At 70.4% G+C, this 14,323-nt stretch carries 12 protein-coding genes and 1 pseudogene; 6 read left to right on the forward strand and 7 right to left on the reverse strand.

Translation table 11 applies throughout. The annotated features are described in order from the left end of the window. The first annotated feature begins 332 nt into the window (after window positions 1-332). Window positions 333-818: a DUF3291 domain-containing protein gene (locus ACY34J_RS02170; protein WP_462724690.1), complete on the forward strand. Its 486-nt coding sequence runs from the start codon at window positions 333-335 to the stop codon at window positions 816-818. A gap of 4 nt (window positions 819-822) precedes the next feature. Here ACY34J_RS02170 and ACY34J_RS02175 read toward each other — a convergent pair whose 3' ends face one another. Continuing rightward, window positions 823-1,932: a ferritin-like domain-containing protein gene (locus tag ACY34J_RS02175; RefSeq protein WP_462724689.1), complete on the reverse strand. Its 1,110-nt coding sequence runs from the start codon at window positions 1,930-1,932 to the stop codon at window positions 823-825. Between the two features lie 183 nt (window positions 1,933-2,115). Between ACY34J_RS02175 and ACY34J_RS02180 the strand changes: the two genes are divergently transcribed. The 4 genes from ACY34J_RS02180 to ACY34J_RS02195 all read left to right on the forward strand — a co-directional run bounded on the left by ACY34J_RS02180 (window position 2,116) and on the right by ACY34J_RS02195 (window position 6,136). Next, window positions 2,116-3,042, forward strand: coding sequence for an AurF N-oxygenase family protein (locus tag ACY34J_RS02180; protein ID WP_462724688.1), 927 nt, complete (start codon window positions 2,116-2,118; stop codon window positions 3,040-3,042). Window positions 3,043-3,417: 375 nt separating this feature from the next. After that, the gene (locus tag ACY34J_RS02185; protein WP_462724734.1) at window positions 3,418-4,116 is read left to right on the forward strand and encodes a TetR/AcrR family transcriptional regulator; all 699 of its coding nucleotides are present in this window, start codon (window positions 3,418-3,420) and stop codon (window positions 4,114-4,116) included. A gap of 10 nt (window positions 4,117-4,126) precedes the next feature. Further along, window positions 4,127-4,408, forward strand: coding sequence for a hypothetical protein (locus ACY34J_RS02190; RefSeq protein WP_462724687.1), 282 nt, complete (start codon window positions 4,127-4,129; stop codon window positions 4,406-4,408). A 204-nt stretch (window positions 4,409-4,612) separates the two neighbouring features. Further along, window positions 4,613-6,136: a C40 family peptidase gene (locus ACY34J_RS02195; RefSeq protein WP_462724686.1), complete on the forward strand. Its 1,524-nt coding sequence runs from the start codon at window positions 4,613-4,615 to the stop codon at window positions 6,134-6,136. A gap of 62 nt (window positions 6,137-6,198) precedes the next feature. Here the strand turns inward: ACY34J_RS02195 and ACY34J_RS02200 are convergent, their stop codons facing one another. The 5 genes from ACY34J_RS02200 to ACY34J_RS02220 all read right to left on the reverse strand — a co-directional run bounded on the left by ACY34J_RS02200 (window position 6,199) and on the right by ACY34J_RS02220 (window position 11,917). Further along, complete coding sequence (locus ACY34J_RS02200) at window positions 6,199-7,440, reverse strand: styrene monooxygenase/indole monooxygenase family protein (protein WP_462724685.1); 1,242 nt, start codon at window positions 7,438-7,440, stop codon at window positions 6,199-6,201. Between the two features lie 65 nt (window positions 7,441-7,505). Next, complete coding sequence (locus tag ACY34J_RS02205) at window positions 7,506-8,114, reverse strand: GTP-binding protein (protein ID WP_462724684.1); 609 nt, start codon at window positions 8,112-8,114, stop codon at window positions 7,506-7,508. A 10-nt stretch (window positions 8,115-8,124) separates the two neighbouring features. After that, window positions 8,125-8,526, reverse strand: a complete 402-nt coding sequence (locus tag ACY34J_RS02210; RefSeq protein ID WP_462724683.1) for a DUF742 domain-containing protein — start codon at window positions 8,524-8,526, stop codon at window positions 8,125-8,127. Continuing rightward, a complete protein-coding gene (locus ACY34J_RS02215; protein WP_462724682.1) occupies window positions 8,523-9,032 on the reverse strand; it encodes a roadblock/LC7 domain-containing protein in 510 nt (169 codons plus the stop codon). Before ACY34J_RS02215 ends, ACY34J_RS02210 begins: the two co-directional genes overlap by 4 nt. Then, window positions 9,029-11,917, reverse strand: coding sequence for a sensor histidine kinase (locus ACY34J_RS02220; protein ID WP_462724681.1), 2,889 nt, complete (start codon window positions 11,915-11,917; stop codon window positions 9,029-9,031). Before ACY34J_RS02220 ends, ACY34J_RS02215 begins: the two co-directional genes overlap by 4 nt. A gap of 524 nt (window positions 11,918-12,441) precedes the next feature. Here ACY34J_RS02220 and ACY34J_RS02225 point away from each other — a divergent pair. Beyond that, complete coding sequence (locus ACY34J_RS02225; RefSeq protein WP_462724680.1) at window positions 12,442-13,287, forward strand: hypothetical protein; 846 nt, start codon at window positions 12,442-12,444, stop codon at window positions 13,285-13,287. Window positions 13,288-13,730: 443 nt separating this feature from the next. On the opposite strand, the pseudogene ACY34J_RS02230 reads toward ACY34J_RS02225, so the two are convergent. Then, window positions 13,731-14,192: pseudogene (locus ACY34J_RS02230) on the reverse strand (Kelch repeat-containing protein); the annotation flags it as partial. Window positions 14,193-14,323 lie beyond the last annotated feature (131 nt).

The raw sequence follows: 14,323 nt of genomic DNA on the forward strand, positions 1-14,323 counted from the left end.
GGCTCGGGGGCTGGATCCTCGAGACCCTGCGGGTTGGCCCCCTCGAGGCCGCAGCAGGCCTACGCGCGGCCCGCCGCGCAGGTACACGCGCCTTCGGCGCGTGTACTTGCCGCCCACCCGCCCCAAATGGGGCGATCGGGCGCCCCTGTGGCCCCCGGCGAAAGCTGAGCCGAGCACCTGCCGCTCAGCGGTGGGCGGCCGACGAACGGCGGGCGGGTCGCGGTCGTGCCGGCCGTTAATGGGCGAGTTGCGCCCTGCTCACCGGCCGGGCGCGACCGGGTGCGGTCCAGGCCACGTGTCCGTAACGCGGCATGTATGGCTAGGGTGCGGGCATGACGACCGACGCCTCCTACGAGCTCGCCCAGGTGAACATTGCCCGCCTCAAAGCGCCTTTGGACTCTCCGCAGTTGAAGGACTTCGTCGACGCTCTCGACCCGGTCAACGCCACCGCCGACGCCGCCGACGGTTTTGTCTGGCGGCTGCAGAGCGAGTCCGGCAACGCCACCGATGTGCCCGTCTTCGGGGACGAGTGGCTCATTGTGAACATGTCGGTGTGGCGGGACCTCGGCTCGCTGACCGCCTTCATGTACGCCGGGCAGCACCGCGAGCTGCTCAGCCGGCGGCGTGAGTGGTTCGAGCGGCTGGAGGAGGCCGTGACGGCGCTGTGGTGGGTGCCCGCGGGGCACCGGCCGACTGTCGCGGAGGCCGAGGAGCGGCTCCTCCACCTCCGCGAGCACGGCCCGACGCCGTACGCCTTCAACCTCCGTACGACGTTCACCGCCGAGGAGCACCAGCAGCACGTGGCGGCCGGCGCCTGAGAGGTCAGTCGGCTGCGGCGCCCTGCGCGATCGCCTCCGCCACCTCCGCCGTACGGGCCGCCTCCTCCTGGGCGAAGCGCTCCGCGTCGAGACGTTCCGCCAGTTCCTCGTCCGCGGCCATCAGCAGGTCCAGATTCGAGTCGCCGAGGTCGAAGACGCCCATGTCGAGGTACGCGCGCTGCAGCCGCTCGCCCCACAGGCCGATGTCCTTCACACAGGGCACGATCCGGCTGAACAGCAGCTTCCGGAAGAGCTGCAGGAACTCCGACTGCTCGCTGTACTCGGCGGCCTCCTGCGCGGATATGCCGAAGTTTTCCAGGACTTCGGTGCCGCGCAGCCGGTCGCGCATCAGATAGCAGCCCTCGATCACGAACTCCTCGCGCTCGCGCAGCTCCGCGTCCGTCAGCTGCTTGTAGTAGTCGCGCAACGCCATCCGGCCGAAGGCCACATGCCGGGCTTCGTCCTGCATGACGTACGCGAGGATCTGCTTCGGCAGCGGCTTGGTCGTGGTGTCGCGGATCATGCCGAACGCGGCGAGCGCGAGGCCCTCGATGAGCACCTGCATGCCGAGGTAGGGCATGTCCCAGCGGGAGTCGCGCAGCGTATCGCCCAGCAGCGACTGCAGATTGTCGTTGATCGGGTAGAGCATCCCGATCTTCTCGTGCAGGAAGCGGCCGTAGATCTCGGCGTGCCGGGCCTCGTCCATGGTCTGGGTGGCGGAGTAGAACTTCGCGTCGAGGTCGGGTACGGACTCCACGATCCGCGCGGCACACACCATCGCGCCCTGCTCGCCGTGCAGGAACTGGCTGAACTGCCAGGAGGCGTAGTGCCGCCGCAGTTCGGCCTTGTCCCGCTCGCTCATCGTGTCCCAGTACCGGGTGCCATAGAGGGTCAGCGACTCATCGGGCACGCCCAGCGGGTCGTACGGATCGACCTCCAGGTCCCAGTCGATGCGCTTGGTTCCGTCCCACTGCTTGTCCTTGCCCTTCTGATACAGGGCCAGCAGCCGGTCACGGCCGTCGTCGTACTCCCAGCTGAAGCGGGCGGCGCCGGAGGCCGGCACCTGCCACAGGTCTGCTCCTGGGTCGTGGACGTAGAGATCGTGCGTCGACACTGACGCCTCCTTCGCCTCGCGCAGGGCCCCGGACTCCCGTTCGTGGGCCGATGGTTGGCAGGCTCACACGTCTGTTACCGCCGGGTCAACAAGTTGGGCACAGGGGATTGACGAGCTTGCTGACAGGCAGTCTCATAAGTAGTACCACGGGTAACCCATAGCGGCAGCGAGGTGTGCTCAGCCATGACGACGACCGAAACCCCTGCGCTCCGGGACGCACTCGGACTGCTCCGGGACCGCGAGCAGGTGGCCGAGCGCCTGCTCGAGTCCTCGGCGAGGCACTCCTTCGACCCGGACACCGAACTCGACTGGGACGCACCCATCGAGGAGGGCAAGTGGTTCTGGCCGCCGGAGCTCGTCTCGCTCTACGACACCCCGCTGTGGCGGAAGATGCCGGAGGAGCAGCGCATGGACCTGGCCCGGCACGAGGCCGCGTCCCTCGCCTCGTTGGGCATCTGGTTCGAGATCATCCTGATGCAGCTGCTCGTACGGCACATCTACGACAAGCCCGCCACCAGCTCACACGTCCGCTACGCGCTCACCGAGATCGCCGACGAGTGCCGGCACTCCATGATGTTCGCGCGCCTGATCCAGAAGGGCGGCGCACCGGCATACCCGGTGACCCGGATGCATCACAACCTGGGCCGCGTCCTCAAGACCATCTCGACCACGCCGGGTTCGTTCGCCTGCACGCTGCTGGGCGAGGAGATCCTCGACTACATGCAGCGGCTGACGTTTCCGGACGAGCGCATTCAGCCGCTGGTCCGCGGTGTGACCCGGATCCATGTGGTGGAGGAGGCCCGGCACGTTCGCTATGCGCGCGAGGAACTGCGCCGCCAGATGGTCGGCTGCCCGCGGTGGGAGGCCCAGTTGACCCGGCTCAGCGCGGGAGAGGCGGCGCGGGTCTTCTCCATCGCCTTCGTCAATCCCCAGGTGTACACGAATGTCGGCCTCGACCGGCGCGAGGCGGTGGCGCAGGTCAAGGCCAGTGCGCACCGGCGTGAGGTGATGCAGACCGGTGCGAAGCGGTTGACGGACTTCCTCGATGAGGTCGGTGTCCTGAAGGGAGTCGGCCGCAAGCTGTGGCGCAGCTCGGGCCTTCTCCCGTAATGGTGGCGCCTCCGGCGCGGTTCCTGACTTCCGGCGCATTCCGGCGCTCCCGACCCCGGCTGGACCTCCCGGCGCTTCGCGCCCGGGTATTTCCCGCCCACCCGCCCCGCATTGGGCGGGTGGGCGAAAACACGCGCCGCAGCGGCGTGGGGGGCGATGAGGCGGCGCACGGACGCGCACCGTGGCCCATGGCCGGGATGCGCCTCTTGCCAACGGCAAGGGTCCATCCTGCCTGCTCCGCCCGCGCCGGAGGCGGTTACGCTGCCTGTCATGAACGGTAGCGGCACCGCCTCGACAGCACGGCCCGGCCGCGGCTCGGCCGGCACCGCCGGAACCTCCCGCACTGCCGGAGCCTCCGGAGTCGCGTACCGCCGGATGTCCGTCGAGCAGCGCCGGTCCCAGCTGCTCGCCGCCGCGCTGGGCCTGTTCGCCCACCGCACCCCCGAGGACGTCTCCCTGGACGACGTCGCGAATGCCGCCGAGGTCTCCCGCCCGCTCGTCTACCGCTACTTCCCCGGCGGAAAGCAGCAGCTGTACGAGGCCGCGCTGCGCAGCGCGGCCGACGAGCTGGAGCGGTGCTTCGCCGTGCCGCAGACCGGCCCCCTCACCCGCCGCCTGACCCGCGCCCTGGACCGCTACCTGGCCTTCGTCGACCAGCACGACACCGGCTTCTCGGCACTGCTTCAAGGCGGCAGCGTCGCCGAGACCTCCCGCACGAACGCCATCGTCGACGAGGTGCGCCGGGCGGCCGCCGAGCAGATCCTGCTGCATCTCGAGGTCCGGCAGCCGGGGCCCCGCCTGCGGATGATGGTGCGTACGTGGATCACCGCGGTCGAGGCGGCCTCGCTCATCTGGCTGGACGAGGACAAGCAGCCGCCGGTCGACGAGCTGCGGGACTGGCTGGTCGACCACTTCGTCGCCCTGCTGGCGGCCACCGCCGCCGGCGACCGGCAGACGGCCCGGATCGCGGCGGCCGCGCTGGCCATGGAGCCGGCGGACGGCCAGGTCGGCTCGCTGGCCCGGCGAGTCGTCCCGCTGATGAGCGACGCCGCGCATCTTCTGCAAGAGCGGTGACACTGGAGCCGTGAGAAGCGAGGAGACGCCCTTCGTGGGCGGTCCACTGGACGGCAGAGTGCTGCCGGTGCTGGTGGGTGTCACCGGGCACCCGCCGAAGGTGTACGAGGTCCCGGTGCCCGACCCGGAGGGCGGCGAGCCGACGGTCCACGTCTACCGCAGGGTGGCGGCCGGGTACTCAAAGCGGCTGGGGATCCAGCAGGGCTGGAAGTACGAGTACGTCCCAGAGGGGAGAAACGCGGCGGATCTGCCCCCGAAAGGCCTGAAATGGCCGTGGCCCAAGCGGGATTGACCGTTGCCGGAGCACCTCACCCTGCGCACCCCATAGCACGTACGCGGCCGCATGTACGGCAACCACACCGACCGGTCCGCCTACGGTCCACCAACGAGTGACTGTGTTGGTCGGATCCGACCAGAGCGTTTGCCGGAGATTTGACCACCTCTCAATCTGCGTCATGAGATCAGGAACCACTCATGATCCGGGAGAGGTGAGCTCGTGTCAGGACGGTTCGTACGGTCGGTGCGCACGGCCGTGGTGGCCGCGGGGTGTGCGCTCGCGATGGCCGCACCACCCGCCGTCGGGGCCCCGGCCGACCGGTCGGCGGGTGAGCTGCTGACGCAGCTCCAGACGCTCTACCACAAGGCCGAGGAGGCCAGCGAGGCCTACAACGCGGTGGAGGAGCAGCTACGTCAGGAGCAGAAGCGGGTACGGCTGCTGGACGCCCGGCTGTCCGACGCCCGGACCGCTCTCGCCAACGAGCGCGAGGACGCCGGGCGGCTGGCCCGGGAGGAGTACCAGCACTCCACCGGGCTCTCCCCGCTCGTTCCCTATATGCGGCTGCTGCTCGGCCGGCATCCGCAGTCGGCCCTCGACGAAAGCCATCTGCTGCGGCGGGCCGCGCACCGGCGGGCCGCGACCATCGCCCAGCTGACCAGCGGCGAGCGGCGGCTGGACGGTCTGGCCGACCGGGCCCGTACGGCCCTCGACAAGCAGCACAGCCTCGCCGAGCGGCAGCGGAAGAAGCGGGACGCGGTCCGCACCCAGCTGCACAAGGTGCAGCGCCTGGTCGCGTCGATGTCCGGCGAGGAACTGGCAGTAGTCGGGCGGCTGGAGGAGCAGCGGGTCGGCCGGGCGCAGCGGAGCTTCATGCGGTCGGGGGCGCTGGGCCGCCGCTCGTTGGCGCCCTCGCGGGCGGGCGACCGGGCCCTGCGGTACGCGATCAGGCAGCTGGGCAAGCCGTACGAGTGGGGCGCGGAGGGGCCGGACTCCTTCGACTGCTCGGGGCTGACCTCGCAGGCGTGGCGGCACGCGGGGCGCGCCATTCCGCGCACGAGCCAGGAGCAGTGGAAGCAGTTGCCGCGGGTGCCCATGGAGGAGCTGCGGCCCGGGGATCTGGTGATCTACTTCCCCGGTGCGACGCATGTGGCGATGTACATCGGCGGCGGGCAGGTGGTGCAGGCGCCACGGCCTGGGGCGTTGGTGAAGGTGTCGCCGATCGCGGCGAATCCCGTACTGGGAGCCGTCCGGCCGGACATGGGGGCCGTGCCGCTGCTGGATTACGACCCGCCGGTGATCCCGAAGCTGGCGACGATGGGGGCGGACACCGGCTACGGCTCCGCTGCGGCCCCGCCTTCCAAGGGACGCACGTCTGCGCCGCCCGCCGGCCTCAAAAAGGCGCCCACACGGCCCAAGAAGGCGAACCCCGGACCGTCGAAGAAGGCGCCGCCCCGCCCCAAGAAGGCGAACCCCGGACCGTCGAAGAAGGCGCCGCCCCGCCCCAAGAAAGCGCACCCCGGACCGTCGAAGAAAGCGCCACCCCGCCCCAAGAAAGCGCACCCCGCACCCACGAAGAAAGCGCCACCCCGCCCCAAGAAAGCGCACCCCGCACCCACGAAGAAAGCGCCACCCCGCCCCAAGAAAGCGCACCCCGCACCCACGAAGAAGGCGCCGCCCACCCGCCCCAAGAAAGCGCACCCCGCACCCACGAAGAAGGCGCCGCCCACCCGCCCCAAGAAGTAGGCGGGTGGGCGGGAAAGGTCCCGGCGCTGAGCGCCTGGAGCCCAGAGCGGGGCTCAGGCGTGCTACTGGGCCGAGGCCGCGACCTCACCCAGGTACGCCTCGGCCTTCTGCGGCTCGTAGAAGAAGTTCTCGAAGTCCGCCGGGTTGTTGAATCCGTTCGCGATGCGGTTCGCGACCGGCTGCAGCTGACCTCCGGCGCCGATCAGGTTCAGCACGTGCTCCGGCGGCGGAGCCAGCATCGCGTTCGTCCACTTGGTCACGTGCTGCGCCGTGTCCCAGTAGCGGTCGAACGTGGCCTGCATCCACTCCTCGTCGAACGGCTTGTCGCCCTGCTCGATGATCGAGGCGAGGTACGCGGCGGCGCACTTCGAGGCCGAGTTGGAGCCCTGACCGGTGATCGGGTCGTTGGCGACGACCACGTCCGCCACGCCCAGCACCAGCCCACCGCTGGGCAGCCGGCCGATCGGGTAGCGGACGGTGGGGGCGTAACGCCCGGCCAGCGTGCCGTTCTCGTCCGTCAGCTCCACCTTGGTGGCCCGCGCGTACTCCCAGGGCGTGAACTGCTCCATCAGCTCGAGCGTCTTCGCCAGGTGCTCGTTCGGGTCCTTGATGCCCTGGAACACATCGAGCGGACCGCCCGGGATGCCTTCCCAGAACAGGATGTCCGCGCGCCCGGACTTGGTATAGGTCGGCATGATGAACAGCTCGCCGACGCCCGGCACCAGGTTGCAGCGCACCGCGTCGAACTCGGGGTGCTCGGGACGCGGCCCGAGCCCGTGCACATAGGCCACCGCGAGCGCGCGCTGCGGGGCGTCGTAGGGCGACCGCGAGGCGTCGCGCCCGAACATCGACACCAGCTCGCCCTTGCCCGCCGAGACGAGCACCAGGTCGTACTTGCGCGCGAAGAAGTCCAGGTCGGAAACGGCCGCGCCGTGGATGACGAGCTGCCCGCCGCGCTGCGCGAACGTCTCCATCCAGCCGGCCATCTTCACCCGCTGGTCGACGGACTGGGCGTAGCCGTCCAGCTTGCCCACCCAGTCGATCAAGCGCTGGGACTCCGGACCGGCGACGGAGACGCCGAGGCCCTCGATCTTAGGGGCCTGGCTCTCCCAGAAGTTGATCTCCAGGTCGCGCTCATGCTGGAGCGCGGTGTGGAACATGCACTGGGTGGACATGACCCGCCCGCCGCGAATCTCGTCGGCCGTGCGGTTCGACATCAGGGTGACCTCGTAGCCGTGCGACTGCAGGCCGAGGGCGAGTTGGAGACCGGACTGGCCGGCTCCGACGATGAGTATCTTCCGCATCCTGTTGTGGCTCTCTCTCAAAAACTTGAAACCAGAACGATCGCTCCGCAGCGGGTGACCCTACGTCACTCAGATGACACGTCAAGGGCGTGGCCCACCAGCGCAAGCAGCGATTCCACAACCGTTACCCGCTTGCGCGCATCCATGATCACCACGGGTACGTGCGGCGGTACGGACAGCGCATCCCGTACGTCATCCACGCCGTAATAGGGCGTCCCCTCAAAGTGGTTGACGGCCACGATGTACGGCAGCCCGCAGCTCTCGAAGTAGTCGAGCGCCGGAAAGCAGTCCGGCAGCCGCCGGGTGTCGGCCATCACCACGGCGCCGATAGCGCCGCGCACCAGGTCGTCCCACATGAACCAGAAGCGCTGCTGGCCCGGCGTCCCGAAGAGGTAGAGGACCAGGTCGGACTCGAGCGTGATCCGGCCGAAGTCCATGGCGACCGTGGTCGTGGTCTTGTCCGGCGTCGCGGCGGTGTCGTCCACCTCCTCGCTGGCCTGCGTCATCACCGCCTCGGTGGTGAGCGGGGTGATCTCCGAAACCGAGCCGACGAAGGTCGTCTTACCGACACCGAACCCACCCGCGACCACGATCTTGGTGGCCAGAGGCGCCCGGGCCCGGTCCGTCTGCCAGCTCTGCAGGCCCTCTTCAGGGGCGGCCGCCTCCGCGGTCATGGTATTGGCGTCAGAGCCTGCGAAGTCCACTCAGCACCCTTTCGAGCGTCGTGCGGTCGGGACGGCCGGCACCGTGCCCGTTGCCGTAGACGCGGATCTTTCCCTGGTCGGCCAAGTCGCTGAGCAGCACACGGACCACGCCCAGCGGCATCTTCAGCAGTGCGGCGATCTCCGCCACCGAGCGCATCCGGCGGCAGAGTTCGACGATCGCCCGCATCTCGGGCATGACGCGGTCGGCCCATGCCCCGGCGGTCAGCTCGCGCCGTTCGTCCGGCGCCTCCAGAGCGGCCACAAACGTTTCGACGAGCAGTACGTGGCCGAAGCGGGTGCGGCCACCGGTGAGCGAGTACGGACGTACGCGTGCGGGTTTCCGGTCCGGATTGCGGGCCGGCAACTTGGGCAAGGAGGTCACTGGTCCCTCTCCAAGGACTGGCGCAGTTCACTGCGGAGTTCGGGGGTCAGGACGTGGCCGGCCCGGCCGACGAACAGCGCCATGTGGTAGGCCACGACGCTCATGTCGCAGTCCGGGGTCGCGTGCACACCCAGCAGGGAACCGTCGCTGATGGACATGACGAAGAGGCTCCCCTCCTCCATCGCGACCATGGTTTGCTTGACGTTGCCGGCGTCCATCAGCTTGCAGGCTCCGGTGGTGAGGGCGCCCATACCGGAGACGATCGTCGCCAGGTCGGCGCTCGACCCCTTGGGGCCCTCCGGCACATCGCCGCTCTGTTGAGCCGCGGCGAGACCGGGGTCGGAAGCGAGCAGCAGCAGGCCGTCGGAGGAGACCACGGCGACCGAGTGGACGCCGGGGACTTCATCCACCAGATTCGACAGCAGCCACCGCAGGTTACGGGCTTCGCTGCTCAGGCCGTAACCGCTCTGTGACTCCCCCGAACTGGGCTTGGTATACGCGCTCAACCGCGTGCCTCCTCGACTGTGCCACCGTCGTCCAGCGCCCCCGTCTGATGTTGTCCGGTTCGTTCTGCGATCTCCGCCTCGACGTCACGACGGCCCTCGCGTGCGCCCTGGTGGAAGCCGCCGAGCCGACGGCGAAGCTCCTCCGCATTCACGGACTTGGGCTGTGGGCGCGGTGCCTCGCCAGTCGCGACCACCTTCGGTGTGCGCTTGGGCAGGCCCTTGTCGGTGACGCGCTCCCACCGGGGCGCGTTGCCTGCGGCGGGTGCCGGGGCCTGGCCGGCGGGCACGGCCGGGGCCACGGAGTCGCCCGCGGCGGGCTGCTTCGGGACGGCGACCGCATCCGGCATGCCGGGCGCCGGCGAGCCGATGTCGCCGGCCGGGACGCCGTCCTCGACCCTCATGTGCTCGTCGGGCCCTATGGCGTACGGCCCGTGGGCGAAGGCGGGCAGGTCGGCAGCCGCGGCGGTGTCGAAGGCGGCGCCCGAATCGACCGACTCGGCTCCGGCCACACCGGCGTACTCCGGGCCGGCGCCCTGCGGACCACTCTCGGCAGCCTCGGCAGGCACCACCTCGGCCCCTGCGACCGCGCCGTCATCCGCAGCGGCCGGACCGGTCGTCGGCACCTGCGGCACCGCGGCCTCAGCTCCGGCCTCGGCGGCGAACGGTGACGGCGTGCCGCCGCCCGCCGCCTCGACGGCCCGCTCGGCCGCGGCCACCAGCGGGTCCGGGACAGGTGCCGCGACAGGCTCGGCTGCCGACGGCCCGGTCGCCGCGAAAGCGTCAGCCGCGGGCCCGGACTGGACCGCAGGCTCGGCCCCCCAGCCCGCCTCGGCCGTCGAGGCCTGAGCCTGCGCCTCGGCCGGCGCCTCCTCGTGCGGTATCAGAGCCTTGAGCGCCCCCGCCGCACGACGCGGAAGTGCGTTGGAGTTGGCCTCCGCCTCCGTGCCCGGCATGTTGACCGCCTGGGCCTCATCGCGTGCGGCCGCCGGCCTGATCGGCTCGCTCTTGGTCGGCAGGATCGACTTCGGGAGTACGACCACGGCCGTAACCCCGCCCTGCTTCTGCTCACGCAGCTGCACCCGTAGGCCGTGCCGCGCGGCAAGCCTGGCGACCACGTACAGACCCAGGCCCAGTGCGTCGTCCGCCCCGGAGGCGGCCCCGTCCTGCGGGTGCGGGTCGGCGAGACGGGCGTTGAGCTCCTCCAGGCGGTCGGCGGTCATGCCGATGCCCTCGTCCTGGACGGACAGCATGACCTCGCCGCTCTCCAGCAGCCAGCCGGAGAGCTCCACCTTGGCGTCCGGCGGCGAGAACGCCGTCGCGTTCTCCAGCAGTTCCGCGACGAGGTGGCTGATCGCGTCCGCCGCGAAGCCCGCGACGTGCGCGTGCGGCGGCAGGGCCTGGATCTCCACACGCTCGTAGCGCTCGATCTCACTGATCGCGGCGCGCAGCACGTCCAGCAGCGGCACCGGCCCGGTGTGGCCGCCGTGGTGCTCGGAGCCGGCGACGACGAGCAGGTTTTCGCTGTGCCGCCGCATCCGGGTGGCGAGGTGGTCGAGCTTGAACAGGGTGTCCAGACGGCCCGGGTCCTGCTCGGTGTCCTCAAGGCCCTCGATGACGCCCAGCTGCCGCTCGACGAGACCCAGCGTCCGCAGCGCCAGGTTGACGAAGCTGCCGTGTACGCGGTGCTCCAGGCCGGCCAGCCGCTCGGCGGCGTCCCGCAGCTGTTGCCGCAGCTCCTCCCGCTCGTCGGCGAGCCGCTGCCGTTCCCCGACCAGCCGTGTGCGGTCGTCGCCCAGCTGCTCCGCACGCTCGTGCAGCCGCACCGCCGTCTCGCGGAGCCGGTTGACCGACTGTACGGCCTCGGCGAACTCGTCATTGCGGCCGGTGTACTTCACCGGCTCCTGCGCGACCGGGTCGTCGGCGACCCGGCTGGTGCCGAGCCGCAGCACGGCGAGTGGCTGGGTCATCGAGCGGGCGGCCCACGTACTGATGCCCACGGCGATCAGCAGACAGGCGCCGACGATGGCGATGCGCAGCTCCAGCTCGGTGACGTCGTCGTCGCGGAGCTGGGCGAGCCGGGCGACCTCGGCGGTGGTCAGTGCGGACTCGGCGGCCCGCATCCGGTCGATCCGGCCCGAGAGCGTGGCCGCGATGCGGTCCTTGCTCAGCGCCAGGTCCTCCGGGGAGAGCTGGGGCTGGTCGGTGAGCCGCGCGAGGTAGCGCTCAGCGGTGCTGACCTCGCTGCCGTTGACGGTGTTGGCGTAGCGGTCGCGGGCCGGCTTGGGGGCCTTCTCGTCGAAGTCGGCGAGCGCCGCCTGCTCCTGGACGTAGGTGCGCTGCGCGGTACCGCTGAGCCCCGGCTGCGCACCATGCGCGGCGAGTGCGCCGAGGATCAGCCCGCGGGTCGCGGAGGCCTCCTCGACGGCGTGCCCCAGCGCGGGCAGGACGTCGGTGGGTCCGCCCGAGGCGCGGGCCGGGAGGGCGCTCGCGATGTCATCGGCGATGGCGTGCAGCCCCTGGACGATCTCGGTGTAGGCCTCGTACGTGTCGGTGGCCGGGGTGCTACCGGACATCGCCTGCTGCCGCACTTCGGGCAGCTTGTCGAGCTGGCGGCGCAGCCCGGCGGGAGCGTCGGCGCGGATCTCCTCGATCTGCCGGTCGACGCTCGCGCGGCGGCTCTCGGAGACCGCGGTGGAGCCGGAGGCGCTGCTGCGGCCCGCCGCCACGAACTCGGTCATGATGTCGCGTTCGTCGGCGAGGGAGTGCGCCAGCGAGACCGCCTGCGCGTTCAGCTCCGACAGTGTGACGAGGCGCTGGGAGTCCGTCAGGTCACCCGAGGCAACGGCTATGCCTGGTGCGCCCGCGCCGAGTACGGCGACAGCCACCACGGCAACCGATGCGACCAAGCGGTTGCGGACTCGTGCGGTCTTGCGCGGCGGTGATGCGTCAGCCGTGCCCGTAGCACCTTTCGATTGTTGCCCGTTGCCCCGAGGCCGCGTTTTCTGCACCGGTGCTCGCAATCTGTTCTCGTCTGCCCATGGCCCAGGTGACGACAGCTCACTCGTGCCATCTGCGCGCTTAGGCGCGCCGACGAGCGTTCTCCCACCCCTTGGTATGGAAAACGACCATTCCAGTACCGATGTGGGCGGGACACCCATCGCCCGCGTGGCCACCCGAACGAGTGAACCCCATATCCGAGTTGATAAACAACTCTCAGTTTCGGAGCCTGCGGGCGCCTGCGGCGCGGCGGCTGGAAAACCTCCGAGGTGCCTGGCAAGATGCGCTCCCGCAGCAATCAGGAGGCGGGAATTCCGGTGAAATTCCGGCAGTGCGGACGCTGACCGGTCCACTTCCCCGCAGGTCAAGGGTGTAACCCAGAGTTAACCGGGCCTTCCGGCACACTGTTTGCATGCGCACCGAACTCACCACTGAGGCCGGCGACCCCAAGCACCCCAATGAAGACTACGTTTCGGTAGCTCTACCAGCGTCGGGGCAGGGCGGAGCGATCGTCGTGCTGGACGGAGTGACCCCGCCGGAGGGTGACGACGGATGCGTGCACGGGGTCCCCTGGTTCTCGGTACGACTCGGCGGCGCGTTGCTCGAACTGTCCGGTTCGCGGCGGGATATGACTCTGGATGATTGCCTAGCGGAGTCGATCATCCGTACCGCGAACACTCACCGCTCAACCTGTGACCTTTCTCACGTCCGAACACCCCAGGCAACCGTCGTCGCGGCGCGCTGGGACGAGGCCTCGGTGGAGTATCTGGTGCTCTCCGATTCCGTGTTGCTCCTCGAGCGGCCGGACGCAGCGGTCACCCCTGTCCTGGACGACCGGCTGGACCACCTGCCGGACGATGTACGCGCCCTGCGCGACGCCGTGCGCGCCCTGCCGCGCGGCTCAGCCGAGCGGCGGGCGGCGGGAGCGGCGTACGGGCGGGCCGTGGAGGCGTTGCGCAACGCCGAGGGCGGCTTCTTCACGGCGGCGGCCGACCCTGGGGTGGCGGCGCGGGCCGTGACGGGCACTGTGCCGCGCGCGGAGGTACGGACGCTGGTCGTAATGACGGATGGCGCGGCGCGATGGGTGCAGGTCTTCGGCGAGGGCGACTGGGCGCAGTGCGTGGCGCTGCTGCGGAAGGAGGGCCCGCGGGCGCTGGTCGACCGCGTCCGCGCGACGGAGGCCGCGGATCCGGACTGCACGGCCTTCCCGCGCGGCAAGGCGCGGGACGACGCGTCGGTGGTACTGGTGGAGCTCTAGCCGTCGGGGAATGGGGCTCAGGGGCGCAAGTCGTCTGTACTGCCAGATTTATTGCCTCAACGCATGCTTCAGGGCAAGCGCTTCGTGAAGGACCCCATGACCGAGCAGCCGGCGGGGTGCTCGGGCGAACGAAACGGGGGCACGGCTCTACGGCCGCGCCCCCGTGTGAAGTCCCGTCAGCGGTGGGTTCGGTGGTGGTCGGTGTGAGCGGCGCGAGTGTGGTGGCCCGTGGCACCGGGGGGCAGCGTGCGAGGACCGCGCCTCATCCGGCCGCTTCACCTTCGCAGCCTTCGGTTGACGCCGGAGTGCGGGCTGCCCAGCGTCCACGGGCCCTTCACCTGTCCACCCCTTGGCTGAACACCAAGCTGTGGTCATACGGGCTTGTTGGCCCGTTTCACCTGCGCCGCCTTGGGCTGAGCTGCAGGGCGCGGAGACGCCGGCTTTCACGGCTGCTGGATCTTGGCAGCCTTGGACTGGGCTGCAGACTGCGCGGACCGCGGCTTCCGCGGCGGCTGGGCCTGCGCGGGTTTGGGGTGTGGGCTGGCCTTGGCGCAGTGGCAAGGTGCGGGGGCCGCGGTTTGGGCGGGCACTTGCCCTGCGGACCATGCCCGTACGGGCCGCCATGGGGGCAGAGGTGCGGGGGCGGTGGCGGTTTTTGGCGCGGCGGGGCGTTCAATCGCGAACGCCTCCGCGGTGTCCTCGCCGATGAGCCCGCCGACGGCGTAGACACAGGGACCACTCGCGCTGTGCTTGGGACACAGCGCCGCAGCACCCACCAGGAGGCGGCGAGCGGTCGGCATCGGGGGCAGACTCGCCCACGCATTGGTCGCCGGACTGTACGCCTCCAGCGTGCCCAAGTTGGCCAAGCCGTCGTGCCCGCCGACGGCGTACACGCAGGTATGCCTGCCGACCGCCGTTCCCCCGGCTCATCGACGCAGCCACCGGCAGGAAACACGGCCCGTTCGCAAGACGACGCACGCGCCTGTTGCGCTGCCAATGCAGCCCACCACCGTCCCTCCCAGCAGGTCATCTCCCG

This window comes from Streptomyces sp. HSS9-12, assembly GCF_054963655.1.

Excerpts from the sequence above, each read along its gene's own strand:
- ACY34J_RS02200 (WP_462724685.1), bottom strand. The coding sequence starts at position 7,440 with ATGCGGAAGATACTCATCGTCGGAGCCGGCCAGTCCGGTCTCCAACTC.
- ACY34J_RS02205 (WP_462724684.1), bottom strand. The coding sequence starts at position 8,114 with ATGACCGCGGAGGCGGCCGCCCCTGAAGAGGGCCTGCAGAGCTGGCAG.
- ACY34J_RS02180 (WP_462724688.1), top strand. The coding sequence starts at position 2,116 with ATGACGACGACCGAAACCCCTGCGCTCCGGGACGCACTCGGACTGCTC.
- ACY34J_RS02185 (WP_462724734.1), top strand. The coding sequence starts at position 3,418 with ATGTCCGTCGAGCAGCGCCGGTCCCAGCTGCTCGCCGCCGCGCTGGGC.
- ACY34J_RS02225 (WP_462724680.1), top strand. The coding sequence starts at position 12,442 with ATGCGCACCGAACTCACCACTGAGGCCGGCGACCCCAAGCACCCCAAT.
- ACY34J_RS02170 (WP_462724690.1), top strand. The coding sequence starts at position 333 with ATGACGACCGACGCCTCCTACGAGCTCGCCCAGGTGAACATTGCCCGC.